Raw genomic sequence first — 22,142 nt, forward strand, 5'->3', positions numbered from 1 at the left:
GTAATTATATTACAATTTAATAACGAAAATAGACAAGAAATTATTGCTATTGTAACAGTAGGAGGAGAAGATATCTTTGTATTTATTTATAAAATTATCTGAAGCACATTCTTAATTTATATAATTTTTATTATATATTCGAACATCTAACGGGCTAGATGTTCGAGTTGTATTAATTCCTACAAATCGTTTAAAAAATAGCAAAGATGCAAAAGTATATGGAATTAAAATAGAGAAAAGACACCTTAAATGGTGTCTTTTCTCTATTTTAAATACGATATGTTAGTAACTCACTTGTATGTAATAGTATGTGCATTTTTACACTAACTTCTAAAGAAAAATTTCGAATTCTTTTCTTAATCTATTTGTAATAAATCTCATTAGAAAATTTTATCGCTATAACAAATGAAACTTTCTCAATATTATTTTGTTTAATAACTATTTCCATCTGCTTTCCAATCCATTACAATAATTTCACATTGGAAATACATGAAAATTCTCAATGTTCTAAATGGTTTATACCTTATAGGATTACTATGGGAAAGGATGTGAAATGTCTAATAAAAAATCATTTTTTATGATGAAATAAAAAAATTTAATGAAGAAAAAGTTATTTTATTATTCTCAAGCTTCGTTGAAGTACATGTATTTATAATCACTATGAGGCAAGGGGCAGAATCTAAAGATTATTTTTGTAGATTAGAAAATTGTATTTTGAAAATAAGTAAAACATTTATGGAGGGTTATATGAGCGAGCAAATTTATTACTGGTCTCCTATTAAGCATTGGGAGAAGTTGCATAATGAAATTTTGATAGGAGAAACAAGATTTGCAGGCGTTCTGTCTGAATGGTTTCCTGAGTTTTATTTTTTGACTCAAAAAGGTGTGAAAATTAGTGAACTAGTAGAGCACTTTTCGTTAGGAAATGTAGAAGAGACACAAAAAACAATAGAGCTTATGATAAAAAATCGTGTGTTAGTAAGTAACATATTATCCCCAAGAGAAGTATTTTCCACACAAGAAAAGATTTTTCCGAATCCATATAGCAACCAGATTCGCTTTTCTAAAGAAGATTTAGATAAGTATATGAGTCAACAATTGAATCGAACACACCATGCTGTGCGGTCAACCGAAATTCAACTTGAAACAACAAATGAGTTACCCACTATAATCAAGGAACGTAGGTCTTGTCGCCAATTTGATATGAAAAAACATATTAGTTTTTTAGAATTTTCCCAATTCATATCAACTCTAAAACAGGTTAGGAAAGAAAATATATACTATCATTACGCAAGTGCAGGCGGACTCTACCCTATTGATATCTTTATTTATATAAAACCAAAACGTATAGAAGGTATGAAAGCTGGGTTTTATTATTATAACCCATCAAAAAACTGTCTTGTTATTGTAAATAATATTGATCAAGTAATCAAAAGTGATCATGAGTCAATTAACCAAGATTTATTTACTCAGTCTGCCTTTTCAGTTTATTTGGTTTATAATGCGAACGCTTCCATCCCGAAATACGGTTCAGATGGATATTTATTTGCTTGTATTGAGTCTGGTATTATCACTGCTACCTTAAATATGGTGGCTGAGACATTGAATTTAGGTGTTTGTTCAGTTGGTCATATGAAATTTGAAGAGATTCAGCAATTTTTATGTTTGGATAACCATCAAGTATTTCTCCATGGGCTTGAAGTTGGCTTGAAAATTAACGAATAGATGAAATGAATATTAGGGGGATAAAGATAAAAATGCACATTAAAGATCGAAGTTCGATTCATGAAAATAAAGGGGTAGAGGCTTTTTGGAAGGAGCAGTTATCTTCCGAGGTTCTCGATTTTTCTGTATTTAATAGCGGTTACCAACTAAATAAAGAAAATCCTTGCGAGCACGTTCAAGTCATAATGAATGTAGAGTTTAGTAAAAGTATACAAAAAGTAATTAAGTCTCAAGATTTATTATTATTTAGCTGGTTACAGGCCGCGTTAAGGATTTGTTTGGCACACTATACAGATCAAGAAAGGATTACTATTGGTATTCCTGTAATTGAAAAAAATATTGAACAAAGCGAGAATCTTAATAAGTTGATTCCTTTAGGAAGTGAAATCCATCCGCATCACAGCTTTAAACAAGTAGTAAATCAGATTGAACAAACGACTTTATTCGGGTATGACAATCAGAGTTATCCACTCTCTGAATTATTAGCGAAACACCATTTAACTCCTTTTCAAATTGTTATTGGGATGGAAGGATTACATAATAAAAATTCGATAGAAGAATATGCAGAGAATAATTTAGCCATCTGGATACAAAGAAAATGGAATGAAATACATAATGAATTTGAAATTCAAATTTCTTTCAAGTCTCATTCATTCTCTTCTTTGCAACAGTTTGCAAATTCATATCTTTATGTTTTAAAGCAAGTGTCAACAAATTCGAATTTGGCTGTGAAAGATATTTGTATCATTTCAGAAGAAGAGAAAGAGTTGCTAGAAGAATTGAATCAAGGTCAGGCGGACATAGAATTGTCTCAATCATTTCAAGATTTGTTTGAGGAACAAGTGTTAAAAACCCCAGATCAAATTGCTGTTGTTTGTAATAATCAATCTTTGACATATAGAGAATTGAATAAAAAAGCAAATCAATTGGCTTCTATTCTTCAAAGTAAAGGTGTTTCGAAAGAAAGTATTATTGGGGTTATGGTAGATCGGTCATTGGAAATGATCATTGGCATGGTGGGGATTTTAAAAGCAGGAGCAGCGTATTTACCAATCGATCCTAACTATCCAAATGAACGAATTGAATATATGTTACAAGATAGTCAAGCGAAATGTTTACTGAGCAAGCGAACAGAAGTAGAATTGCCGCAATTTGCGGGTGAAGTGCTGTATCTTGATGAGGAATATCTCTTCCAAGGTGAGGAAAGTAATTTAGTTCGAGAAAGTTATCCTAATGATTTAGCTTATGTTATTTACACATCGGGATCGACAGGGAATCCAAAAGGGGTAATGGTAGAACAGAAATCTCTTGTCCATTTTTTAAGTGTAATGAGAGAAAAAGTAAAAGATAATCAGTCATTCTTGTTTCTTGCTAGTGTATCTTTTGATATCTCCTTGTTAGAAATATGTCTGCCTTTAACACAAGGTTCGAAAGTAGTTATTGCTACAGAGGATCAGTTCGCAACAAAAGAATTGGCTTATTTGGTCAAAGAACATAAGGTGGATTTATGGGAATCAACGCCATCGCGAATGGAAGTGATTTTGAGTGATCCAGAAGGGGCAAATTTTCTAAACGATTTAAAATCTATTTTGTTAGCAGGAGAAGCATTTTCCATTGATTTGGTTGAAAAAATTCGATGCATCAGTGAAGCGACAATTTTAAATATTTATGGTCCTACAGAAACAACCATTTGTGCAACAGTAAAGGATTTGAGCTCTGCCAAAGAAGTTACGATTGGAAGTCCCAACCCGAATTATCATTCCTATATATTTAATAAGTATGGTCAATTAAAACCATTTGGAATTCCGGGTGAACTCTGCATTGGTGGCGTGGCGGTAGCACGAGGGTATCTTGGGAAATCTAAACTGACAGATGAAAAGTTTGTACCGAGTCCTTTTACGGCAGGAGAAATGATGTATCATACGGGTGATCTCGTTCGTTGGTTGCCTAATGAAGAACTTGAATATCTAGGTCGAATGGATCATCAAGTAAAAATTCGGGGATATCGGATTGAATTAAGAGAAATCGAAAGCCAGTTAAGGGAATATCCAGAAATAAACCAAGCTATCGTTGTTGATCAAGTATATGGAAATAGGAAATTATTAGCTGCGTACTATGTATCGGATAATAAGGTCTCTTTTGATGAAATCAGAAAATATTTAAGTGATAAATTACCTGAGTTTATGATTCCTGAAAAAATGATTCAGGTGGAAGAGATTCCGTTGAATCCAAATGGGAAAGTAGATAGGAAAAGGTTATTAGATATAACACAAACAGATTATGTATCAATTCCATACGTTGCCCCGCGCAATGGAATTGAACAAAAATTGGTGCATGCATGGGAAAAAGTTATGGAGATTGAGGGAATCGGTATTCATGATAATTTTTTTGCTTTAAAAGGAGAATCGATTAAAGCACTTCAGGTAATTAATTTATTAAGAAAAGACTGCTTAAAAATAAGTACAACAGATTTTTTTAAGCATCCCACGATTGCTCAACTTAGTACTTGTGTAAAGTTAGAGCATAAAACGGAAAACTTTGAAAATAGACCAACCCATGTTAAAGATTTGTCTAAGCCATTTCCCTTAACAGAGGTTCAGACAGCGTACATGTTAGGACGGAATTCACAGTTTGAATTAAGTGGTATTTCACCTCAAACTTATTTTGAATATGAAACAGAATTGAATATCAATCGTCTTTCAAAAAGTTTTCAAAAGGTAATTCAACGTCATCCGATGTTACGAGCTGTAATTTTACCAGAGGGAGAACAGCAAATATTACAAAGCGTTCCTGATTACGAGATTGAAATAGTAAGTCTCATAGATTTAGATGATAGGAATCAAAATGCTCGCTTACAAGAAGAACGTTCTCGAATGACTAATCATGTATTTCCTTTAGGGCAATGGCCTTTGTTTGAATTAAAAGCCTTTCTTTTAAAAGAAGACACGTATTTATTATGTTTTCGATACGATGCTTTATTAATGGACGGAGCAAGCATGAACATCGTTGGACAGGATTTGTTTCATTATTATTATAAACCAGAGCAAAGGTTAGAACCTCTATCTTTTGATTTTCAAGATTACATGTTTATCTATGATGAACTGGAACAAAGTACAGAATATAAAACAGCAAAAGATTATTGGACAAGTAAGCTTCCTGACTTTCCGTTTGCGCCTTCTTTGCTGTTAAAAAAGGATCCGGCAGAGATTGCTACCCCTAAGTTCCAATCACTTAATAAGATCCTGGACAATGAAATATGGACAAAGCTACGAAAGTTAGCACAAGAGAAAGAAGTAACTCCTTCGGCTCTGCTTTGTACAATATATGGTGATGTATTGGCATATTGGAGTAATCAACGTCGATTGGCAATTAATTTGACTGTATTTAACCGTTATCCTGTTCATGAAGAAGTAGAGCAAATTGTGGGAGATTTCACTTCACTCATCTTGTTGGATGTTGATGTGAATCCAGATCAATCTTTCTTTACTAGAGTAAAAGAAACGCAATCTACTTTATTAGATGGTCTCGAACATCGCCATTACGATGGAGTTAATTTCATTCGAGATTTTACTCGATATCATCAAATGACGCCAAAAGCAGTTATGCCAATTGTTTTCACCTCGATGCTAGCAGGTGCGGGGGCTTTTGCTTGGGAACAACTTGGTTCACTTCGCCATATTCATGCTCGGACTCCACAAGTGTATTTGGATAATGTGGTAATTGAAAAAAATGGAGAGTTATTAATTAGCTGGAACTATGTTGAAGAATTGTTTGATGTTGATGTGATAGAAGCGATGTTTCACCAATTTGTTGACTTATTGGAACAACTAGTGAAACAAAGTGACGTAACATCTTTGCAGATGAAAGAGTTAGACCATGCTTTAATTGAGCAATACAATGAGACAATAGAAAAAATACCGTCGACTACTTTATATCAATTATTTACAGACCAAGTAAAACGTACACCGGATGAAGTAGCAGTAGTTTTTGAACAAGACTACTTAACATACTCGGAGCTTCATAAGCGCTCCAATCAAGTTGCGCACTTTTTAAAAGAACAAGGAATTGGTCTAGGTGACAAGGTTGGTCTTTTAGCACAAAGACGAGTTGACACAATTGCTAATATGATAGGTATTTTAAAAGCAGGTGCCGCTTATGTTCCGATTGATCCCGACCATCCTTCAGATCGCCAAACATATATTTTAGAAAATAGCTCATGCAAACTTTTATTAGAACCTAGTCTTTATGCAGAAAACCGCTTGTCATTATACACAACAGAAGATATGCCTGCTATTGCTGGTCCGGAAGATCTTGCCTATATTATCTACACTTCAGGAAGTACAGGGAAACCGAAAGGAGTAATTATTACTCACCAAGCGGTTGCAAATACCATTCAAGATATTAATCAAAAATATCAGGTAAATGAAGATGATCGTATTATTGGTATTTCTTCTATGTGTTTTGACTTATCTGTATACGATATTTTCGGAACGTTAAGCACAGGTGCAATGTTGGTAATGATTCGTGACCCAAGAGACATGCAAGAATTAATCCGTACTGTCGAACGTAGAGGAATTACAATTTGGAATACAGTACCTGCAATTATGGATTTGGCATTAGATCAAGTAGGTTCTCATTTTGAACATTCTTCCTTGCGTTTAGTTTTACATAGTGGAGATTGGATTCCACTTTCTTTACCAGAAAAAATAAAACGACATTTTCCGATTGCGGAAGTAGTTTCACTCGGAGGAGCAACAGAAGCATCGATTTGGTCAATTTATTATCCGGTCAAACAGGTGGAATCGCATTGGAAGAGTATTCCATACGGGATACCTTTGGCAAACCAAACGTATTATGTGTTGAACTATGAAAAGAAAATGTGCCCTGTTGGTGTAATTGGAGATTTATATATCGGGGGAGTGGGCCTTGCTAAAGGATATTTAAATGATGAACAGAAAACAAATGAAGCATTTGTATCACATCCTGATTTTGGTCTTATTTACAAGACAGGAGACTGTGGAAAAATGCATCCTGAGGGATATATTGAATTTTTAGGCCGCCAAGATTATCAAGTCAAAATTCAAGGATATCGAGTAGAATTAGAAGAAATCGCCCATTGTCTTCTCACTTACAAACAAGCCGAAAATGCAGTAGTGATTGATCAGACAGATGAGTATGGTATAAAATTTTTAGTCGCATATGTGGTAACTGAGAAAAATATTAGTACAACAGAACTTCGAAAGCATTTGCGAGATCACTTGCCAGATTACATGATTCCTTCTTATTTTGTTTATTTGGAACAATTGCCCTTGACTCCAAACGGGAAATTAGATAGAAAAGCGCTCCCTACTCCGGAGAAACAAACAAATGAAGTATTTATTGCTCCAAAAACGGAAATGGAAAAAATATTAACTAGTGTTTGGCAAGAAGTACTCAAAGTAAATCGGATTGGAGTAAATGATCATTTCTTTGCCTTAGGTGGAGATTCGATAAAAGCGATTCAAGTTTCCGTCAGACTGTATAGACAAGGATTTGAGCTGGAGCCAAAAAATTTATTTTCATTTCCTATATTAGGAGACATGGTTCAATTTGTTAAAAAGCTTGATCATCTTCCAAATTCGCAAACAAGTGATGTAAACAAAATGAACGATAATAAAGTTACATTACTAAATGTTAAAGATAAACAACTTAATCAACATACACTTATCAAAATACAAGAAAAAATGCCAGAAATAAAAATAGAACGTATTTACCCATTGGCACCTTTCCAGGAAGTTATTTATGAACATGCTGCGACTGAACCTGATACAAATGCATATTTCGAACAAACAATTTGGGCACTTGAGGGGGAGGTGGATATTAATCTCTTTATTCAGTGTTTCCAACAATTAGTTGATCGTCATGATTCTTTAAGAACGATAATTGTGCAAGATGAACAAGCACAACCTTGGCAAGCTGTTCTACATGATGTTCAAATGATTTCAGAGATAAAAAACTTGATTGAGATGACGAAACAAGAACAGCAAGAATTCCTAGACCAGTGGATGAATGAAAATTTAAGTCAAGGATTCAAAAATGATGAACTCATGACCCGTCTCTGTATATTCCAACTAGAAAATAACGAGCATAAGGTGGTTTGGAGTTCCCATCATCTATTATGTGATGGTTGGAGCGTCAGCATTTTGATAGACGAATTATTCCAGCTCTATGAAACAATAAATGCGGGAACTACGGCAGAGTTACCTATGGTGAAACCTTTTGAGACATTCATAGATTGGACTGTAGCACGAGATCATGAGAAAGCACGTCATTTTTGGCGGGATTATTTATCAGGATACAATCGGAAAATTAGTATTCCTAAAAAGAAAGTACCAACTCAAAGTGAAGGGTTAAATTTCACATTTATGGATTTAACCTTAGATAAGGATTTGACTAATCAGTTACAGACATTTGTAACTAAAAATAATATAACTATGAATTCGGCATTACTAGCTGTATGGGGAATATTGCTTGGCAAATACAACGGAATGAGAGAAGTAGTATTACCTAATCTAGTATCAGTCAGACCTCCCGAAGTAGAAGGGATTGAAAATATGTTCGGTCTGTTCACAAATGTTTTGCCTATCCGACTAGCATGGACAGAAACGCAATCTTTTGTGGACTTCCTGCAAAAAGTACAACTAGAAACATTGAAATGTAATGAGTATGCATACTATTCATTTGTTGATATACAAAAACAAAGTGAATTAAAAACTGAGTTGACTGACCATCTTTGGGTTTTTGAAAACTATCCGACTAACTCAGCTATCTTTTCTTCAAATGAAAACAGAAATTTTGCCATCACAGATTACGAAGTTGTTGATGAGCCTCATGTAAAGTATGGAATTATGTGCTTCCCTGAAGAGAAACTTACAATAAAGTTTGGATATGATCAAACCGTATATGAAGCGGAGAAAATACAGGAAATATTGAATCACATCCATCAGTTAATCAACATGATTCTTCAAAATCCAATACAGGCAATCGGTGATTACAAATTATAAAAAATGAAAAGGCGAGCAAGAACTCGCCTTTTTAAATAGAATAGGAGTAAACGAAATGACAAAAAACTTGCAGTTATCAGCCGAAGAGATGCGTCAGTTAGGATATCAAGCGGTGGACTTGATTGTTGATCATATGAATCATTTAAAAAGTAAACCAGTTTCGGAAACGATTGATAGTAATATTTTTAGAGACAAGCTAATTGAAACGATTCCAGAAAACGGATCCAATCCAAAAGAGTTACTTCATTTTCTTAATAACAATGTGTTTAATCAAATTACTCATGTGGATCATCCTCATTTTATGGCTTTTGTGCCAGGTCCTAATAATTATGTTGGTGTAATAGCAGATTTTTTAGCAAGTGGGTTTAATATATTTCCTACAGCTTGGATAGTAGGTGCAGGTGCTGAACAAATTGAATTAACGACAATCAACTGGTTAAAATCAATGCTAGGATTCCCTGATTCAGCTGAAGGGCTATTTGTCAGTGGCGGTTCCATGGCTAATTTGACTGCACTTACTGTAGCGAGACAGGTCAAGCTGAATAATGACATAGAAAATGCGGTTGTGTATTTTTCTAACCAAACTCATTTTTCTGTAGATCGAGCACTTAAAGTATTAGGTTTCAAACATCATCAAATTTGCCGAATTGAAACAGATGAAGATTTAAGAATTTCAGTTAGTACTTTAAGAAAGCAAATAAAAGAAGATCGATTAAAAGGGAAAAAACCATTTTGTGTTATTGCTAATGCAGGGACAACGAATTGCGGAGCGGTGGACTCCCTCGATGAATTGGCTGATCTATGTGGTGATGAAGATGTATGGCTACACGCAGATGGTGCTTATGGGGCTGCAGCAATTCTCAGTGAAAAAGGAAGGGAGGTGTTAAGAGGAATTCATCGTGCAGATTCTTTGACGTTAGACCCGCATAAATGGCTTTTTCAGCCTTATGATGTTGGTTGTGTACTCATTCGCAATAGCCAATATTTAAGTAAAACGTTCCGTATGATCCCAGAGTATATTAAGGATACGGAAACTAATATAGAAGAAAAAGTGAATTTTGGGGAGCGTGGAATTGAACTTTCTCGTAGATTTAGGGCATTAAAGGTATGGCTTTCTTTTAAAGCATTTGGAGTCACAGCTTTTCGTGAGGCAATAGATCATGGCATTATGTTGGCTGAACAAGTTGAAGAGTTTTTAAGGAAAGAAAAAGATTGGGAAGTAGTAACACCTGCCCAATTAGGAATTGTTACTTTTCGTTATATTCCTTGTAAGCGAACGTCTACAGAAACAATTCATGAAATAAACAAAAAACTGGTGGAAGAAATTAATCAAAGAGGATTTGCTATGCTAAGTACGACTAAATTAAAAGAAAAAGTAGTAATCCGACTTTGCTCTATCAACCCGAGGACAACATTAGAAGAAATAATTCAAATCATGATGAGCATTAAGGCGTTGGCAGAGGAAATAAACACATCGCCTAAACATCTTATATCTGTTTCTCAACCTTGATATATTAGGTGGATTTTACATATTAATAGCCGATTCTAAATGAGAATCGGCTATTATACTATTTCGAGTGTTTTTCTTGTAAAGGGATTAAACCTCAACCTTAGAGACTCTTTTGAAACCAGTCTTTACTGCTTGTACCATTTCGTTTACAGCGTAAATAGATACATCGGCATTTGGATTTAACCCTTCAAACCAGTGATAGGCATTTGGATATAAATGAAACTCGACATCAACACCAGCTTGCGCTAGTTTGCTTACATAGGTTAATGTTTCACTGCGGAATGGATCTAATTGACCAACAAATGTGTAAGTATATGGTAAATCACTATAATCCTCTGCTCGAGAAGGCGCTGCATAGACAGGGATTTGATCTGTTCCATACATTTCTCCTAAATACATTTTCCAACCAGCTTCATTTGCCTTTTGATTCCAAACAAATCCTTCTTTAATTTCATTCGCTGAAGGTGTATTATTTCGGTCATCAATCATTGGATAGAGTGGCATCTGTAAACAAATTGAAGGATATTTTCGATCTCGGGCTAATAATGATAATGCTGCTGTTAGTCCACCTCCAGCGCTTACTCCTGCAACCCCAATTCGATTCGAATCAATGTTTAATGACTTCGCATTATCAGCAATCCATTTTAAAGCTGAATAACAATCCTCAATTGGTGCTGGGTAAGGGTGTTCAGGTGCTAAGCGGTAGTCTACAGACACGACCACACAGCCAGCTTCTTTTGCAAACCTCATACAAGTATCATCGTTATCATCTATAGACCCTAAGATATAACCACCACCATGTATCCATAATAAGACAGGTAAAGGCTCATTATTTGACTTTGGACGATAAATTCTTAATGGTAACGGATTATCATCAGGTCCAACAATGACTTCATCTGTTAATGAAAGGGATTCATCAACAACGGTAGGTGGTCTCATTTGAGCTATTCCTTCTCTGATTGATTGCAAGTTTTCCGGGTGTAAATCGAGATTTGGAAACATCTCTAACCCTTGTAATAACTCCGGATTTACTCTTGTTTTCATTTTAGCACCTCTATTTGTAATTGTTTTCGAATAAATGAAGTGTATTCTAAGTAGTTTAATTGTGAAAAAATATCACAATTAAATTGTAAATTGGATATGTGACAACAGTCAACAGAATATTCTGAAATTAAAACCTTTCTCAAGAAGGAGTTTCACGCAACCGATAATACAAGTAGTGGATTTAGGAGCAAAGTGTTTTCATGTCGTTGTATTTATGTACACTTAGTTTTCTAATTAAACCAAGTGATAATCCTTTTTATTTTAATGACATATTGCAAGTGATACCTATTCGAATTCATACTCGGAAAGAATTAATACATTTTCATTCCTTAATATATAATTCAGGGAAATACTCATGGGCAGGCATTAATATAGGAGAACAGTACAAATTAAAATAACTGTTTAAAAAAATTCCTTTTATTTGGCTAGAAAAGGAGTAGAGTCTTTTTTCTTATCTAGACTCATGAAGAAGTATGAAAATCAGAATTTATAATTCAAAAGCCAGCTTAAAGTAATTGCAATAATTACTTTGGATAGTAATCTTAAAAAAATATAAAAAAGAGAAGAATTCACCAAGGTTCTTCTCTTTTTTATATGTAATTAGGGTTTCCATAACTGTAGATATGGATGGTGTAAATTAATGGATGAATAATTTACTCTTAAAATTATAACAGAACAATTAAAGATTTTTATATGTAATATTGCATATAAAGGGTAAACAACAATAATTTCTTTTTATAAAAATAAGCCCCTGGTGAAAATGATGAGTAACCCTTTTCCATATGAAATGAACTTGGTATAAAATGAAAGATTACAAGTATAAGATTCTATACTTAGTAATCCCTCACTTTAAGGTATGGCTTTGGGGAAGTTTTGGGAGTTCAATCGATTCTGAATAAAATTGATAGTATCAGTTGCAATTTTTTTACGTTTAAGGACAATCCCGGCATGCCCACATGTATAAATATATCGCGTAGGTCTTTCCCAGGATTCCCACAAATAGTCCGTATCCTCAGAATGTACATAAAGATCATGCTTGCCTGAAATTAATAAAATATTTTCTTTTTTTACTTTTGGTAATGCTTGACTCGGTTCAGTGATTTTCCAATAAGCTATTAAATCATCATACGTAACACCATGATGTTCCAAGTCTTCTCTAATAAATTTACCTGGATTTGTCTTCCAAATTGAATAAGAGAGTCGATTCGCGTAGAAAATGGATGCTAACACATCAATTTCTGGTTCAACAAGAGATGTTAAGTTAGTAATAACTCCACCTAAACTGATTCCTATTAAAATCAAGGGACCATTTTTATTTGCTTTAATCCATTTGATCAAAGTTCGTAAATCAGCTACCGCTTGTTTAGTTGCTTCTACAGTTCGTTCAACATTGGCACTTACCATGTACTCTCCACTATATAGGGATTGGTTCGGTTTTCTGTCAAAATGATATGGTAAAGTGAAATAATACATATTCCACTTCAAGTTGGTCATATGGTCGTGGAATATTTTTTTTACACGTTCGTTAGAATCCATTCTCCAACCGTGAACAAAGATGACATGAGGTGCATCTTCATTTTTATGTAAAAATAATTCCCCAGTGACAGAATCGTTGCGTGAATCACCAGATTGAACCGAGCTTTTATATTTGAATTGTCCAACCATGTATTCCTTTTCTTGTTTTAAATGCTTAATATTAAAATGAATATGAGATGGTTTTACTTTATAAAAAAATTCTATGTCCTTTATATATAGTGAGGTGTTAGAAAGAGAAGTATACTGAAACTTTACACTTCTTTTTTTGTGCAAATCATACAAGGCGTATCGATCAATGAGTTTTGAAAAAATCAAATTAACCTCCTCCAAAATACATATCGTCTAAAAGATGGACAAAATTTATGCTGTAAATTAATTGTAAAATATTCTCTTTTCCTAATAGTAGATGCTTGAATTATAAAACAGGTGGGGAATTTGTATATTATATTATAAAGCTATCAATAAAATAAAACTATAAATATCTTTTACAAAAACCTAAAAAGCAAGTTAATATTCTCATTCATAAAAGAGAACATTAGCTTGCTTATTTTCGTATCAAAAGGTACACCTTTTGAAATGACGTAATTTATATGAAAGACAATGTGTCAATTTGTATATTTAATACAGTGATAGTTACCATAATTTTCGAAGCCTATAGTTAATTAACCTTACAATATACGTCTTTTTGGTATATGAATAGCTATATTCATTAGAGAAAGAGTTTTAATCCTTCATGAGAATCTTTAAAACCTAATTTCTTATAAAAGTGTAAAGCTTCTTGTCGTTCTTTATCTGTTGTTAACTGTACTAAATGACATCCCCGTAATTTAGCACGTTGAATAGCCCATTTAATAAGTTTACTTCCTATACCTTTACCACGTTTTGATGAGGCTGTCCGTACACCCTCAATTGTAGCTCTCCAACCCCCTTGACGTACAATGTAAGGCGTAAATGTAATTTGTTGAATACCGACAATCTCCATCCCATCACACGCTACAATCAACTCATTATTTGGATCACAATCAATAGCATGAAATGCTCTTATATAACTATCAGGGAGTGGTGTTTCATAGCGCTCTCTTTTATTTCCTAAAACATCATCAGCAAGCATTTTTACAATTTCATCTAAATCATCTGCCGTTGCAATCCTAAATGTTATAGTTTCTGTCACTATCAAAAAACCTCCTTAATGTATGCACTTGTTACTTTTATTTTACTTGTTTAAATACAAAAGGTTAAATTATAAAATATTATGAGTCTCTATAACTTTTTCTTATAGATAGCATAAAGGCCTAACTTATAAAATTACAAGTTAGGCTTTTTAACACAATATTATTATTAGAGAATCCGACCAACTTCAATAAACCTCCATATTCTTTAATGAATTTTCATATTTAACAAGCACACATATAACCATCCAAATAGGGTGGTTTTTATTTGTTGTATAGAAATTACGTAATAAGCATGGATTTGTATGCTCTCATTCAATGCTATCTAAAGCCATACTTCCTTGCCAATATTCAAAAACGATTACGTTTTTGAATATGTGTTCCGGTCTTTCTTGACCAGGTCAATGAATAACTACACATAAACTCCTTATATCTCTAGATAAACTACCGATTAGCTCCATATAGACTCTAGATAACCTATATAGAATACAAGTTATCAAGGAGGTAAGAAAAAATGAACTTTATGAAACGAGCAATTCTCAGTATGAAAAAAAGAGTAGGAACATCATTAATTTTGATGGCAGTTTTCCTAATTGTTACAAATTTAGTGTTGGCAGGATTCACAATCCAAAATGCATCAAAAAAAGCTGCTGATGCAGCAAGAAAAAAACTCGGTGCAGATGTTACTTTAAGTCTTGATTTTGACAAATTAGGTCAACAAGCTAGGGAAACTGGAGAGATGCCTAATCCACCGAAGCTTAATACAAAAGAAGCAGATCAATTAGCGAAGTCAAAGTATGTAAAAGACTATAATTACATAACTAGCACTCTCGGAATTTCTGACGGACTTAAACTAGTAGGGGCTTCAGAAGGAGAAGAAGAAGGAAAAGGTAAGGCGGGAATGGCGGCTGTACGAGGCGGTTCAGGCTCCGGTACAGAAATAGATATGAATTCTTCTTTTATGATTGAGGGAGTTCGCAAAACTGCATTACAAGAAAGCTTTAAGAATGGAAAAAGTAAAATCATTGATGGGAAACCAATTACAGAACAGATGAAAGATCAGAATGTAGCTTTAATGGAAAAACGATTAGCGGAATTAAACAACTTGAAAGTAGGAGACAAAGTTAAAGTGCAATCAGGGGATAAGAAGGAAACCCTGGAGGTTGAAATTATCGGTATTTATGAAACGAATGAGCAAGCAATGGGTCAACAGGCCCCTCCTATAATGGATCCAGCTAATAAACTTTATATGCCGCATTCAACTATGAAAAAATTAGAAATAGATCAAGGTATAAGTAGCATTCAAGTCGTGTATTTCTTGAAAGATCCACAAAACATTGAAGCATTTAAAGAAGAAGCAAAAAAATCTGATATTGATTTTAATTATTATAAATTAGATGCACATGATTCGTTGTACAAACAAATGATTGGGCCTATCGAAAATATCTCATCTACTTCTCAAATGATTATTTATATTGTATCAATTGCAGGTGCGATTATTTTAGGGTTAATCATTATGTTATCGATTAAAGCACGTCGTAAGGAAATGGGGATTCTATTGTCCATTGGAGAGAAAAAGTGGAAACTGATGGCGCAGTTCGTAGTAGAAGTAGTATGTATCGCTATTTTAGCATTTGGATTATCCATAACAACAGGAGCAAAAATTTCTCAATTCATAGGGGATAATTTACTTTCGAGTGAAATTGCTACAGCAGGAGAAGAAACAAACACCTCACAAAATGGAACTGTAATGGTAGCTGGACCTGGTGGAACTGTACAAAATCAAAAAGAGGATCCAATTGATAAAATTAATGTAAGTGTAACAGGCGAAGATGTAGGGAAAATGGGGGGGATTGGACTAGCTATTGCTATATTAGCAACGCTTCTTCCAGCATTATCTATTCTACGCCTGAATCCAAAACAAATTCTTTTAAAAGATGAATAAGGAGGCTCGATATGGAGACGATTTTACAATTTAAAAACTTAGATTATTATTATGAAAGTAACGGAAAAAAAGTAGCGATACTAGAAAATGTTAACTTTTCTTTTCAAAAAGGACATTTCTACACGATTCTAGGACCATCCGGATCTGGTAAAACCACTACGCTTAGCTTAGGTTGTGGGCTAGATATACCTAAAAATGGTTATGTACTATTTAATGGAAAGGATATTCGAAAAATTGGTTTGGATCGGTACCGTAATCAAAATGTATCGGTAATTTTCCAATCTTATAATTTGATTACCTATATGAGTGCTCTTCAAAATGTCTTAACAGCAATGGAAATTACAGGTGTTAAAGTGCAAAATAAAACGGCAAGGGCGTTAGAATTATTAGAGAAAGTAGGACTTACAGAAGTAGAAGCGAAACGAAATGTTCTGCAACTAAGTGGCGGGCAACAGCAGCGTGTAGCAATCGCTCGAGCGTTATCTTGTAATGTTGATTTACTGATTGCGGATGAGCCGACAGGAAACCTCGACGAAGAAACGGCAATGGATATAATAGAACTGTTTCAAGAACTTGCACATAAAGAAAATAAATGTATTATTGTTGTGACGCACTCACAGGAAGTTGCTAAAAAATCAGATCGTGCAGTCTATTTAAGTAAGAAGAAGTTGGTAGTAAACGAAATTTAATATCACCCTAGTTTTTTAATTCACATAATTTTCGAAATTAGTTTCTTCAAATATTTATATTTGATATACAATATAACCAAGCCATAATCAAAATGGTCTCCCTGTATTGAATGTTAAGATAGTTTGTTATTCCCTTTTTAACAATTTTTGAAAAAGAACTTGTAGTATATTCTACAGGTTCTTTTTGTTATGATCGGTTTACTATATCATTGAAGAATTGCATATAAAAAACGGGACAGTATTTAGGTGTATGATCTAAATACTGTCCCGTTTAATTATTTATCTGTAAAAAGGAACTAGCTTACATCTCATGTGATAGATTTTATAAATAAGAGCGTTTAATTGTCCATGGCTCTAAGCACTAACCATTTGGAATAAAGATGCAATGTATCAGTTATACTATGTAATATTTATTCATTACAAAATATGGTGGTATGTATGACTAAGCAAACAATTACTTTATTTCAAGTTTCTATGATACTCATTGGTAGTATTGGGATAATTAATCATGTCATTATGATTCCTATGTTATTAGATACCTCGGGTAGAGATTCGTGGATCTCTATCATATTAGTAAGCATTATATACTTGATTTGGATTTCATTAATATTCATCATATATAGAAACATAAAAAATGAACACTTGTTTTCGTGGTTAAAAAATAATTTTGGGAAACTCAGTGTATATCCAATCATATTCATAGTTGTGATTTATTTAATAACAATTGGTGTCGTTGCACTAAAAGAAACATTAACTTTTTTCTCTTTTTATTTACCAGAAACACCTCACTTTGTATTAGGAATACTTTTTTCAATGATTTGTCTCTATAATGCTACAAGAGGAATTCAATCTATTGCACTTACAACAGGAGTTTTGTTACCTATTGTATTTCTACTTGGTTTTTTTGTAATGTTTGCAAATGTTCCGCATAAAGATTATTCTTTACTTCAGCCAATGATGGAAAATGGAATGAAGCCAGTATTTAAGGGAATGGTTTATCCTGCAGCGGGATTTTTAGAGTTAATTTTTATTCTTTTCTTACAGCATCACATTTGTTCAAAAGTCAAATTATATCAACTGATCGCTTTGGGAATGGTTATTATCGGTATCACAATAGGCCCAGTTATGGCAGCTATTATAGAATTTGGACCTTTCGTAGCAGCAAACCAACGATATCCAGCATTTGAAGAATGGAGACTTGTGTCAATAGGAAGGTATATTGAAAATTTAGACTTTCTCTCCGTGTATCAGTGGCTTGTAGGGATCTTTATTCGTCTATCACTTGTTGTTTTTCTTATACCAGATTTGTTATCAATTACAAATCGAAAAACGAGAAATGGGATTATGTTTGCAATACTTTCATGTATTTTATTAATAAGTATACTACCCATCAGTGACTCTAGTTTCTATTGGTTTGTATCTCAAATTATTTTACCAGTTTCAGCTTTAGGGCTATTTTTGTTTTCTATCTTACTAATAGTGTTTGTATGGGTTGCTAAATTTAAGAAAAGCTCTTAAAAGAGTATGAGGATGTATTTTATATAAGGTTGCTGAGTTTGAAGGAGACAACGTAGATGAACAAACGACTAGAAATAAATGAGAAGATAGCACTAGAGTGGTTTGAAGGATGCAACGATGTAAAAGTAATAAAGCGTGATTTGGATGAGAAAGAAAAAAAGAATTCAGTATTGTTTATTTATTGTCAAAACTTAATTGACAATACAAAATTAAAACAAGCCACATCATCCCATGTTTGCAAAGAGCTTTCAAGTAATTCGATAGAAGAGTTTAACCTCTCAACATTAATTCCCCAGTTATCAGTACAGAAATTAGATATGGTAAATTCGAATGAAACTATCTCTCAGATTATATTTGAAGGTAACCTACTTATTATTTTTGAAGAATCTAAACATGGATATATAGTTGATATTGCCCAAATACCTACCAGATCAGTTGAACAAACAAATACAGAGATGACCATTCGTGGTGGACGTGATGGATTTGTTGAAGAGTTAAACACAAACATAGGATTAATTAGAAAAAGACTAAAAACGAGTTCTCTTAGTTATGAAGAATTTATTATTGGAGAAAGAACACAAACTAAAGTAGCACTCCTGTATTTAAAAGATGTCGCATCCCAAGATATCATTAATCAAGTTCGATTAAAATTAAGACAAATTAAAATAGACGGGGTTGTTTCAAGTGCACAAATTGAAGAGTTAATTACAAACAATCAATTTAGTGTATTTCCTTTAGTTGAATATACAGGGCGCCCTGATTATGCTGTGAATTGTTTGCTATATGGGCGTTTTATTTTACTAGTTGAAGGGTCACCAACAGCGACAATTGCACCAGTTACATTTCCTTTTTTTGTGAATACATCTGAAGATCAAGATCTTTTCTACATATTCGGTAGCTTTGTACGACTTGTAAGTCTTTTGGGGATAGCAATTTCTATATTTCTTCCAGGAATTTGGATAGCACTAATTACATATCATCCAGATCAGATTCCCTATACGTTGCTAGCTACATTAAGCTTATCAAGAGAAGGGATTCCTTTTCCAGCTCCTTTAGAGGGGCTAATTATGATGACCTTATTTGAAATTTTGAGACAAGCAGGATTGCGTGTTCCTGCCGTATTCGGTCAAACATTATCTGTTGTAGGGGGATTAATTATTGGACAAGCTGCTATTAGTGCAGGCATTGTTTCAGCATCTATGGTCATTATAATAGCAATCTCGGTTGTTTCGACATTTGCTTTAACTAATCAGTCAGTAACAGGAATAATAAGTATATTGCGGTATGTAGTATTCTTAGTATCTTCTTTATTAGGCATAGTAGGATTTATCTTTTGTGTCCTTGTGATGGTGATACATGTAGTAAATTTACGCTCTTTTGGAGTTCCATTCTTTACACCATATTCACCCCCTGTGTTTAAAAGTATGCTAGCAGCCACATTTAGACTTCCTTTCACGTATATGAAAAAAAGACCTGAAGAATTGCATACGCAAGATAATACAAGGAAAAGAGAGAGTACCGATGAAGAAAAATAAAAGAATAGTTATATTTCTTTTTATGATGTGTACGTTTCTAACAGGGTGTTGGGATCAAAGAGAGTTGCATCACGTTTTGTATATAAATAGTCTAGGTATCGATTTTAAAGATAATAACTATATCATCCGTCCGCAATTTATTAATTTTTCTAACATAGCTAAACAAGAAGGGAGTACTACCCGTAATTATAGCCAGGCCTATATCGGAAAGGGAAAAGGCCCCATTTTAGATGAGGCAGCATTTGATTTTTATAAGGGTGCTCAACAAGAAATCTCATGGGAGCATCTCAAAACAATTGTTGTAACAGAGAGATTTCTAAAACATGGTGACTTAAATCAATTTAATGATTTTTTTTCTCGTTTTTTTCAATTTCGAGATACTATGTGGATATTTGGAACTAAGGAGCCTTTAGAAAATATATTAGCGAACAATAATATATTAAATATTTCTCAATTATATACAATCATTAATTTACCAAAAGAGATAACCAAGCAATATACAATAATAGATCCTTTACCTTTATATAAATTCCAAAGAAATTATTATGAACCTGGGATGACAACTCGCATTCCATTCTTATCTACGACTAAAACATATTGGAAAAAAGGACATACATCATTTCCAATGTTAAAATTTAGTGGTTATGGTTTTATAAACGATAAATCCTATATAAATCATTTAAACAGCCATGATATTGCTGGGGTTCGATGGACGGATGAAAATACCAAACGAGCTCCATTACTATTAAAATTTAACAAGAAAATCATTGGACATATAGTATTAAAAAATCCAAAGATAGATACAAAGCATGTTATTAAAAATGGAAAATTACGTATACTTATGAACATCCATTTCGATGCTGATATTTTTCAATTAATAAATTCTATGCCTGTAAATGATATTAAAAAAATTGCAGAGGACCAAGTTGAAAAAGAAATTAAAAAAACGTACCGAAAAGGAATCGAAAGAGGGATTGACACGTATCAGTTATCACATTCCTTATATCGGCAGAATTCTAAATTGTGGAAACAGTATAAAAAAGAGGGGGGGATATCCCTTCAAAATAAAGAATTAGATTTAAATGTCTCGATTAATATAGCTACAAATGGAAAATCTAAAAATATGCGTAATATGATTGAGCATTAGAATGGTTGAAGATGAAAGGAAACGTAAAATATTAACTCTAAATAGGAGATTCGAACTTGAAAGACCACTACGATGTGGCGTCGTCTTCTTTAGGAATGGGAGGAGAGTTCGATTAGGAGAAGAGGGAGGCTTTTGCCTCCTTCTTTGCCTGAAAACACGCTTACATTTCTTAGCGTTTAGATAAGTACAAGTATTTAAAACTATATGTGCCGTAAAGTAGGAGCAGCTTAAATTCATTACTATGATTTATTTGTTACTTTTAAAGCGTCTAACACTATTTTAGTTGCATTTGCAATAAGTTTATCATCGTATTTCGCATCTTCTTTCGCATGATTAGAAAGTATCGCAAGAATAATTGGCTTTTTATTTGGTGGCCAAATGATTGCAATATCATTCCTTGTTCCATAAGACCCAGAGCCGGTCTTATCGGCTACTTCCCATTCTCCTGGAACTCCAGCACGAATTAAGTTGTCCCCCGTAGTATTTCTTTTCATCAAATCTATTAAAAAGTTCCGTTTCTCAATGGAAAGTATATCGCCTAGCGCGTATACTTGAAGACTAGTAGCTAATGCCTTTGGGGTACTAGTATCACGAGTGTCTCCTGGCTGCACTTCGTTTAATTCTGGTTCAAAACGTTCAGGATTTGTGACAGTATCTCCTATTTCTCTCAGTGATTTTTTGAATTCACTTGGCCCACCTAATTGCTTAAGAATAAGATTTTGTGCAGTATTATCGCTATATCGAATGGAAGCATCCGCAAGCTCTTTAAGAGTCATACCTGTATCTACATATTTTTCAGTAATTGGATTGTAATTCACAAGATCTTTGCTAGTATACTTAATTCTTTGATCTAAATCTTCTATTGATTTCTTTTGTAACAGTGCTCCAACAGCAAGGGCTTTGTGGGTAGATGCGTATGCAAACCGTTCATCTGAACGATAAGTAACAGTTTGATTCGTACCTGTGTCCAATGCATAAATACCAAGTTTAGCATCATATTCTTTTTCAAGCTTTACAAAAGAATGATTACCTGTATTTTCTTGTTTGGTTTGTTTCGGTGGTTCGGATTGAATATTACTATTGGAACAGCCTATAAGCGTTGCACATGAAAGTAATACTACAGGGAGCATCTTTTTATAATGTGCGATGTGAAAAAACTTCTTTGAAACTAGCATACATTTTCAACCTCTTTCAAGAATATATGGATTTTGTTTAGGTATTTTACATACCGATACAATTAACAAATGTACCAGATAGCACTCATCTTGTGTTTCTTGCATT

At 33.6% G+C, this 22,142-nt stretch carries 12 protein-coding genes and 1 pseudogene; 9 read left to right on the forward strand and 4 right to left on the reverse strand.

Annotated features, from left to right (window positions below):
* Nucleotides 1–142: 142 nt before the first annotated feature.
* From MR066_RS27465 to MR066_RS00450, 4 genes and pseudogenes are all read left to right on the forward strand, one after another.
* Nucleotides 143–220, forward strand: a pseudogene (locus MR066_RS27465) (DM13 domain-containing protein); the annotation flags it as partial.
* A gap of 527 nt (nt 221–747) precedes the next feature.
* Entirely contained in the window at nt 748–1,725 is a 978-nt protein-coding gene (locus MR066_RS00440) for a SagB/ThcOx family dehydrogenase (protein ID WP_242245577.1), read from the forward strand.
* A gap of 32 nt (nt 1,726–1,757) precedes the next feature.
* A complete protein-coding gene (locus MR066_RS00445) occupies nt 1,758–8,768 on the forward strand; it encodes a non-ribosomal peptide synthetase (protein WP_242245578.1) in 7,011 nt (2,336 codons plus the stop codon).
* A gap of 55 nt (nt 8,769–8,823) precedes the next feature.
* Complete coding sequence (locus MR066_RS00450; protein WP_242245579.1) at nt 8,824–10,278, forward strand: pyridoxal phosphate-dependent decarboxylase family protein; 1,455 nt, start codon at nt 8,824–8,826, stop codon at nt 10,276–10,278.
* An 87-nt stretch (nt 10,279–10,365) separates the two neighbouring features.
* On the opposite strand, the gene MR066_RS00455 is transcribed toward MR066_RS00450, so the two are convergent.
* The 3 genes from MR066_RS00455 to MR066_RS00465 form a co-directional block, all read right to left on the reverse strand.
* On the reverse strand, nt 10,366–11,322 hold the full coding sequence (locus MR066_RS00455; RefSeq protein ID WP_242245580.1) for an alpha/beta hydrolase: 957 nt from the start codon (nt 11,320–11,322) through the stop codon (nt 10,366–10,368).
* An 849-nt stretch (nt 11,323–12,171) separates the two neighbouring features.
* The gene (locus MR066_RS00460; protein ID WP_242245581.1) at nt 12,172–13,173 is read right to left on the reverse strand and encodes an alpha/beta hydrolase; all 1,002 of its coding nucleotides are present in this window, start codon (nt 13,171–13,173) and stop codon (nt 12,172–12,174) included.
* A gap of 394 nt (nt 13,174–13,567) precedes the next feature.
* Entirely contained in the window at nt 13,568–14,029 is a 462-nt protein-coding gene (locus tag MR066_RS00465; protein WP_002085364.1) for a GNAT family N-acetyltransferase, read from the reverse strand.
* A gap of 512 nt (nt 14,030–14,541) precedes the next feature.
* Between MR066_RS00465 and MR066_RS00470 the strand changes: the two genes are divergently transcribed.
* The 5 genes from MR066_RS00470 (at nt 14,542) to gerXC (ending at nt 20,861) form a co-directional block, all read left to right on the forward strand.
* The gene (locus tag MR066_RS00470) at nt 14,542–15,972 is read left to right on the forward strand and encodes an ABC transporter permease (protein WP_242245582.1); all 1,431 of its coding nucleotides are present in this window, start codon (nt 14,542–14,544) and stop codon (nt 15,970–15,972) included.
* 11 nt (nt 15,973–15,983) lie between these two features.
* On the forward strand, nt 15,984–16,661 hold the full coding sequence (locus MR066_RS00475) for an ABC transporter ATP-binding protein (RefSeq protein WP_003189466.1): 678 nt from the start codon (nt 15,984–15,986) through the stop codon (nt 16,659–16,661).
* Nucleotides 16,662–17,099: 438 nt separating this feature from the next.
* Nucleotides 17,100–18,179 (forward strand): spore germination protein GerXB, encoded by a 1,080-nt coding sequence (gene gerXB / locus MR066_RS00480; RefSeq protein WP_033706854.1) that lies wholly within the window; start codon nt 17,100–17,102, stop codon nt 18,177–18,179.
* A gap of 56 nt (nt 18,180–18,235) precedes the next feature.
* Complete coding sequence (gene gerXA, locus MR066_RS00485) at nt 18,236–19,714, forward strand: spore germination protein GerXA (RefSeq protein WP_242245583.1); 1,479 nt, start codon at nt 18,236–18,238, stop codon at nt 19,712–19,714.
* The gene (gerXC, locus tag MR066_RS00490; RefSeq protein WP_242245585.1) at nt 19,701–20,861 is read left to right on the forward strand and encodes a spore germination protein GerXC; all 1,161 of its coding nucleotides are present in this window, start codon (nt 19,701–19,703) and stop codon (nt 20,859–20,861) included. Before gerXA ends, gerXC begins: the two co-directional genes overlap by 14 nt.
* A 239-nt stretch (nt 20,862–21,100) precedes the next feature.
* Here the strand turns inward: gerXC and bla are convergent, their stop codons facing one another.
* Complete coding sequence (bla, locus tag MR066_RS00495; protein WP_242245587.1) at nt 21,101–22,036, reverse strand: class A beta-lactamase; 936 nt, start codon at nt 22,034–22,036, stop codon at nt 21,101–21,103.
* Nucleotides 22,037–22,142: the final 106 nt, after the last annotated feature.

It is taken from the genome of Bacillus cereus group sp. BfR-BA-01523, assembly GCF_022662615.1.
GTDB lineage: Bacteria > Bacillota > Bacilli > Bacillales > Bacillaceae_G > Bacillus_A > Bacillus_A mycoides.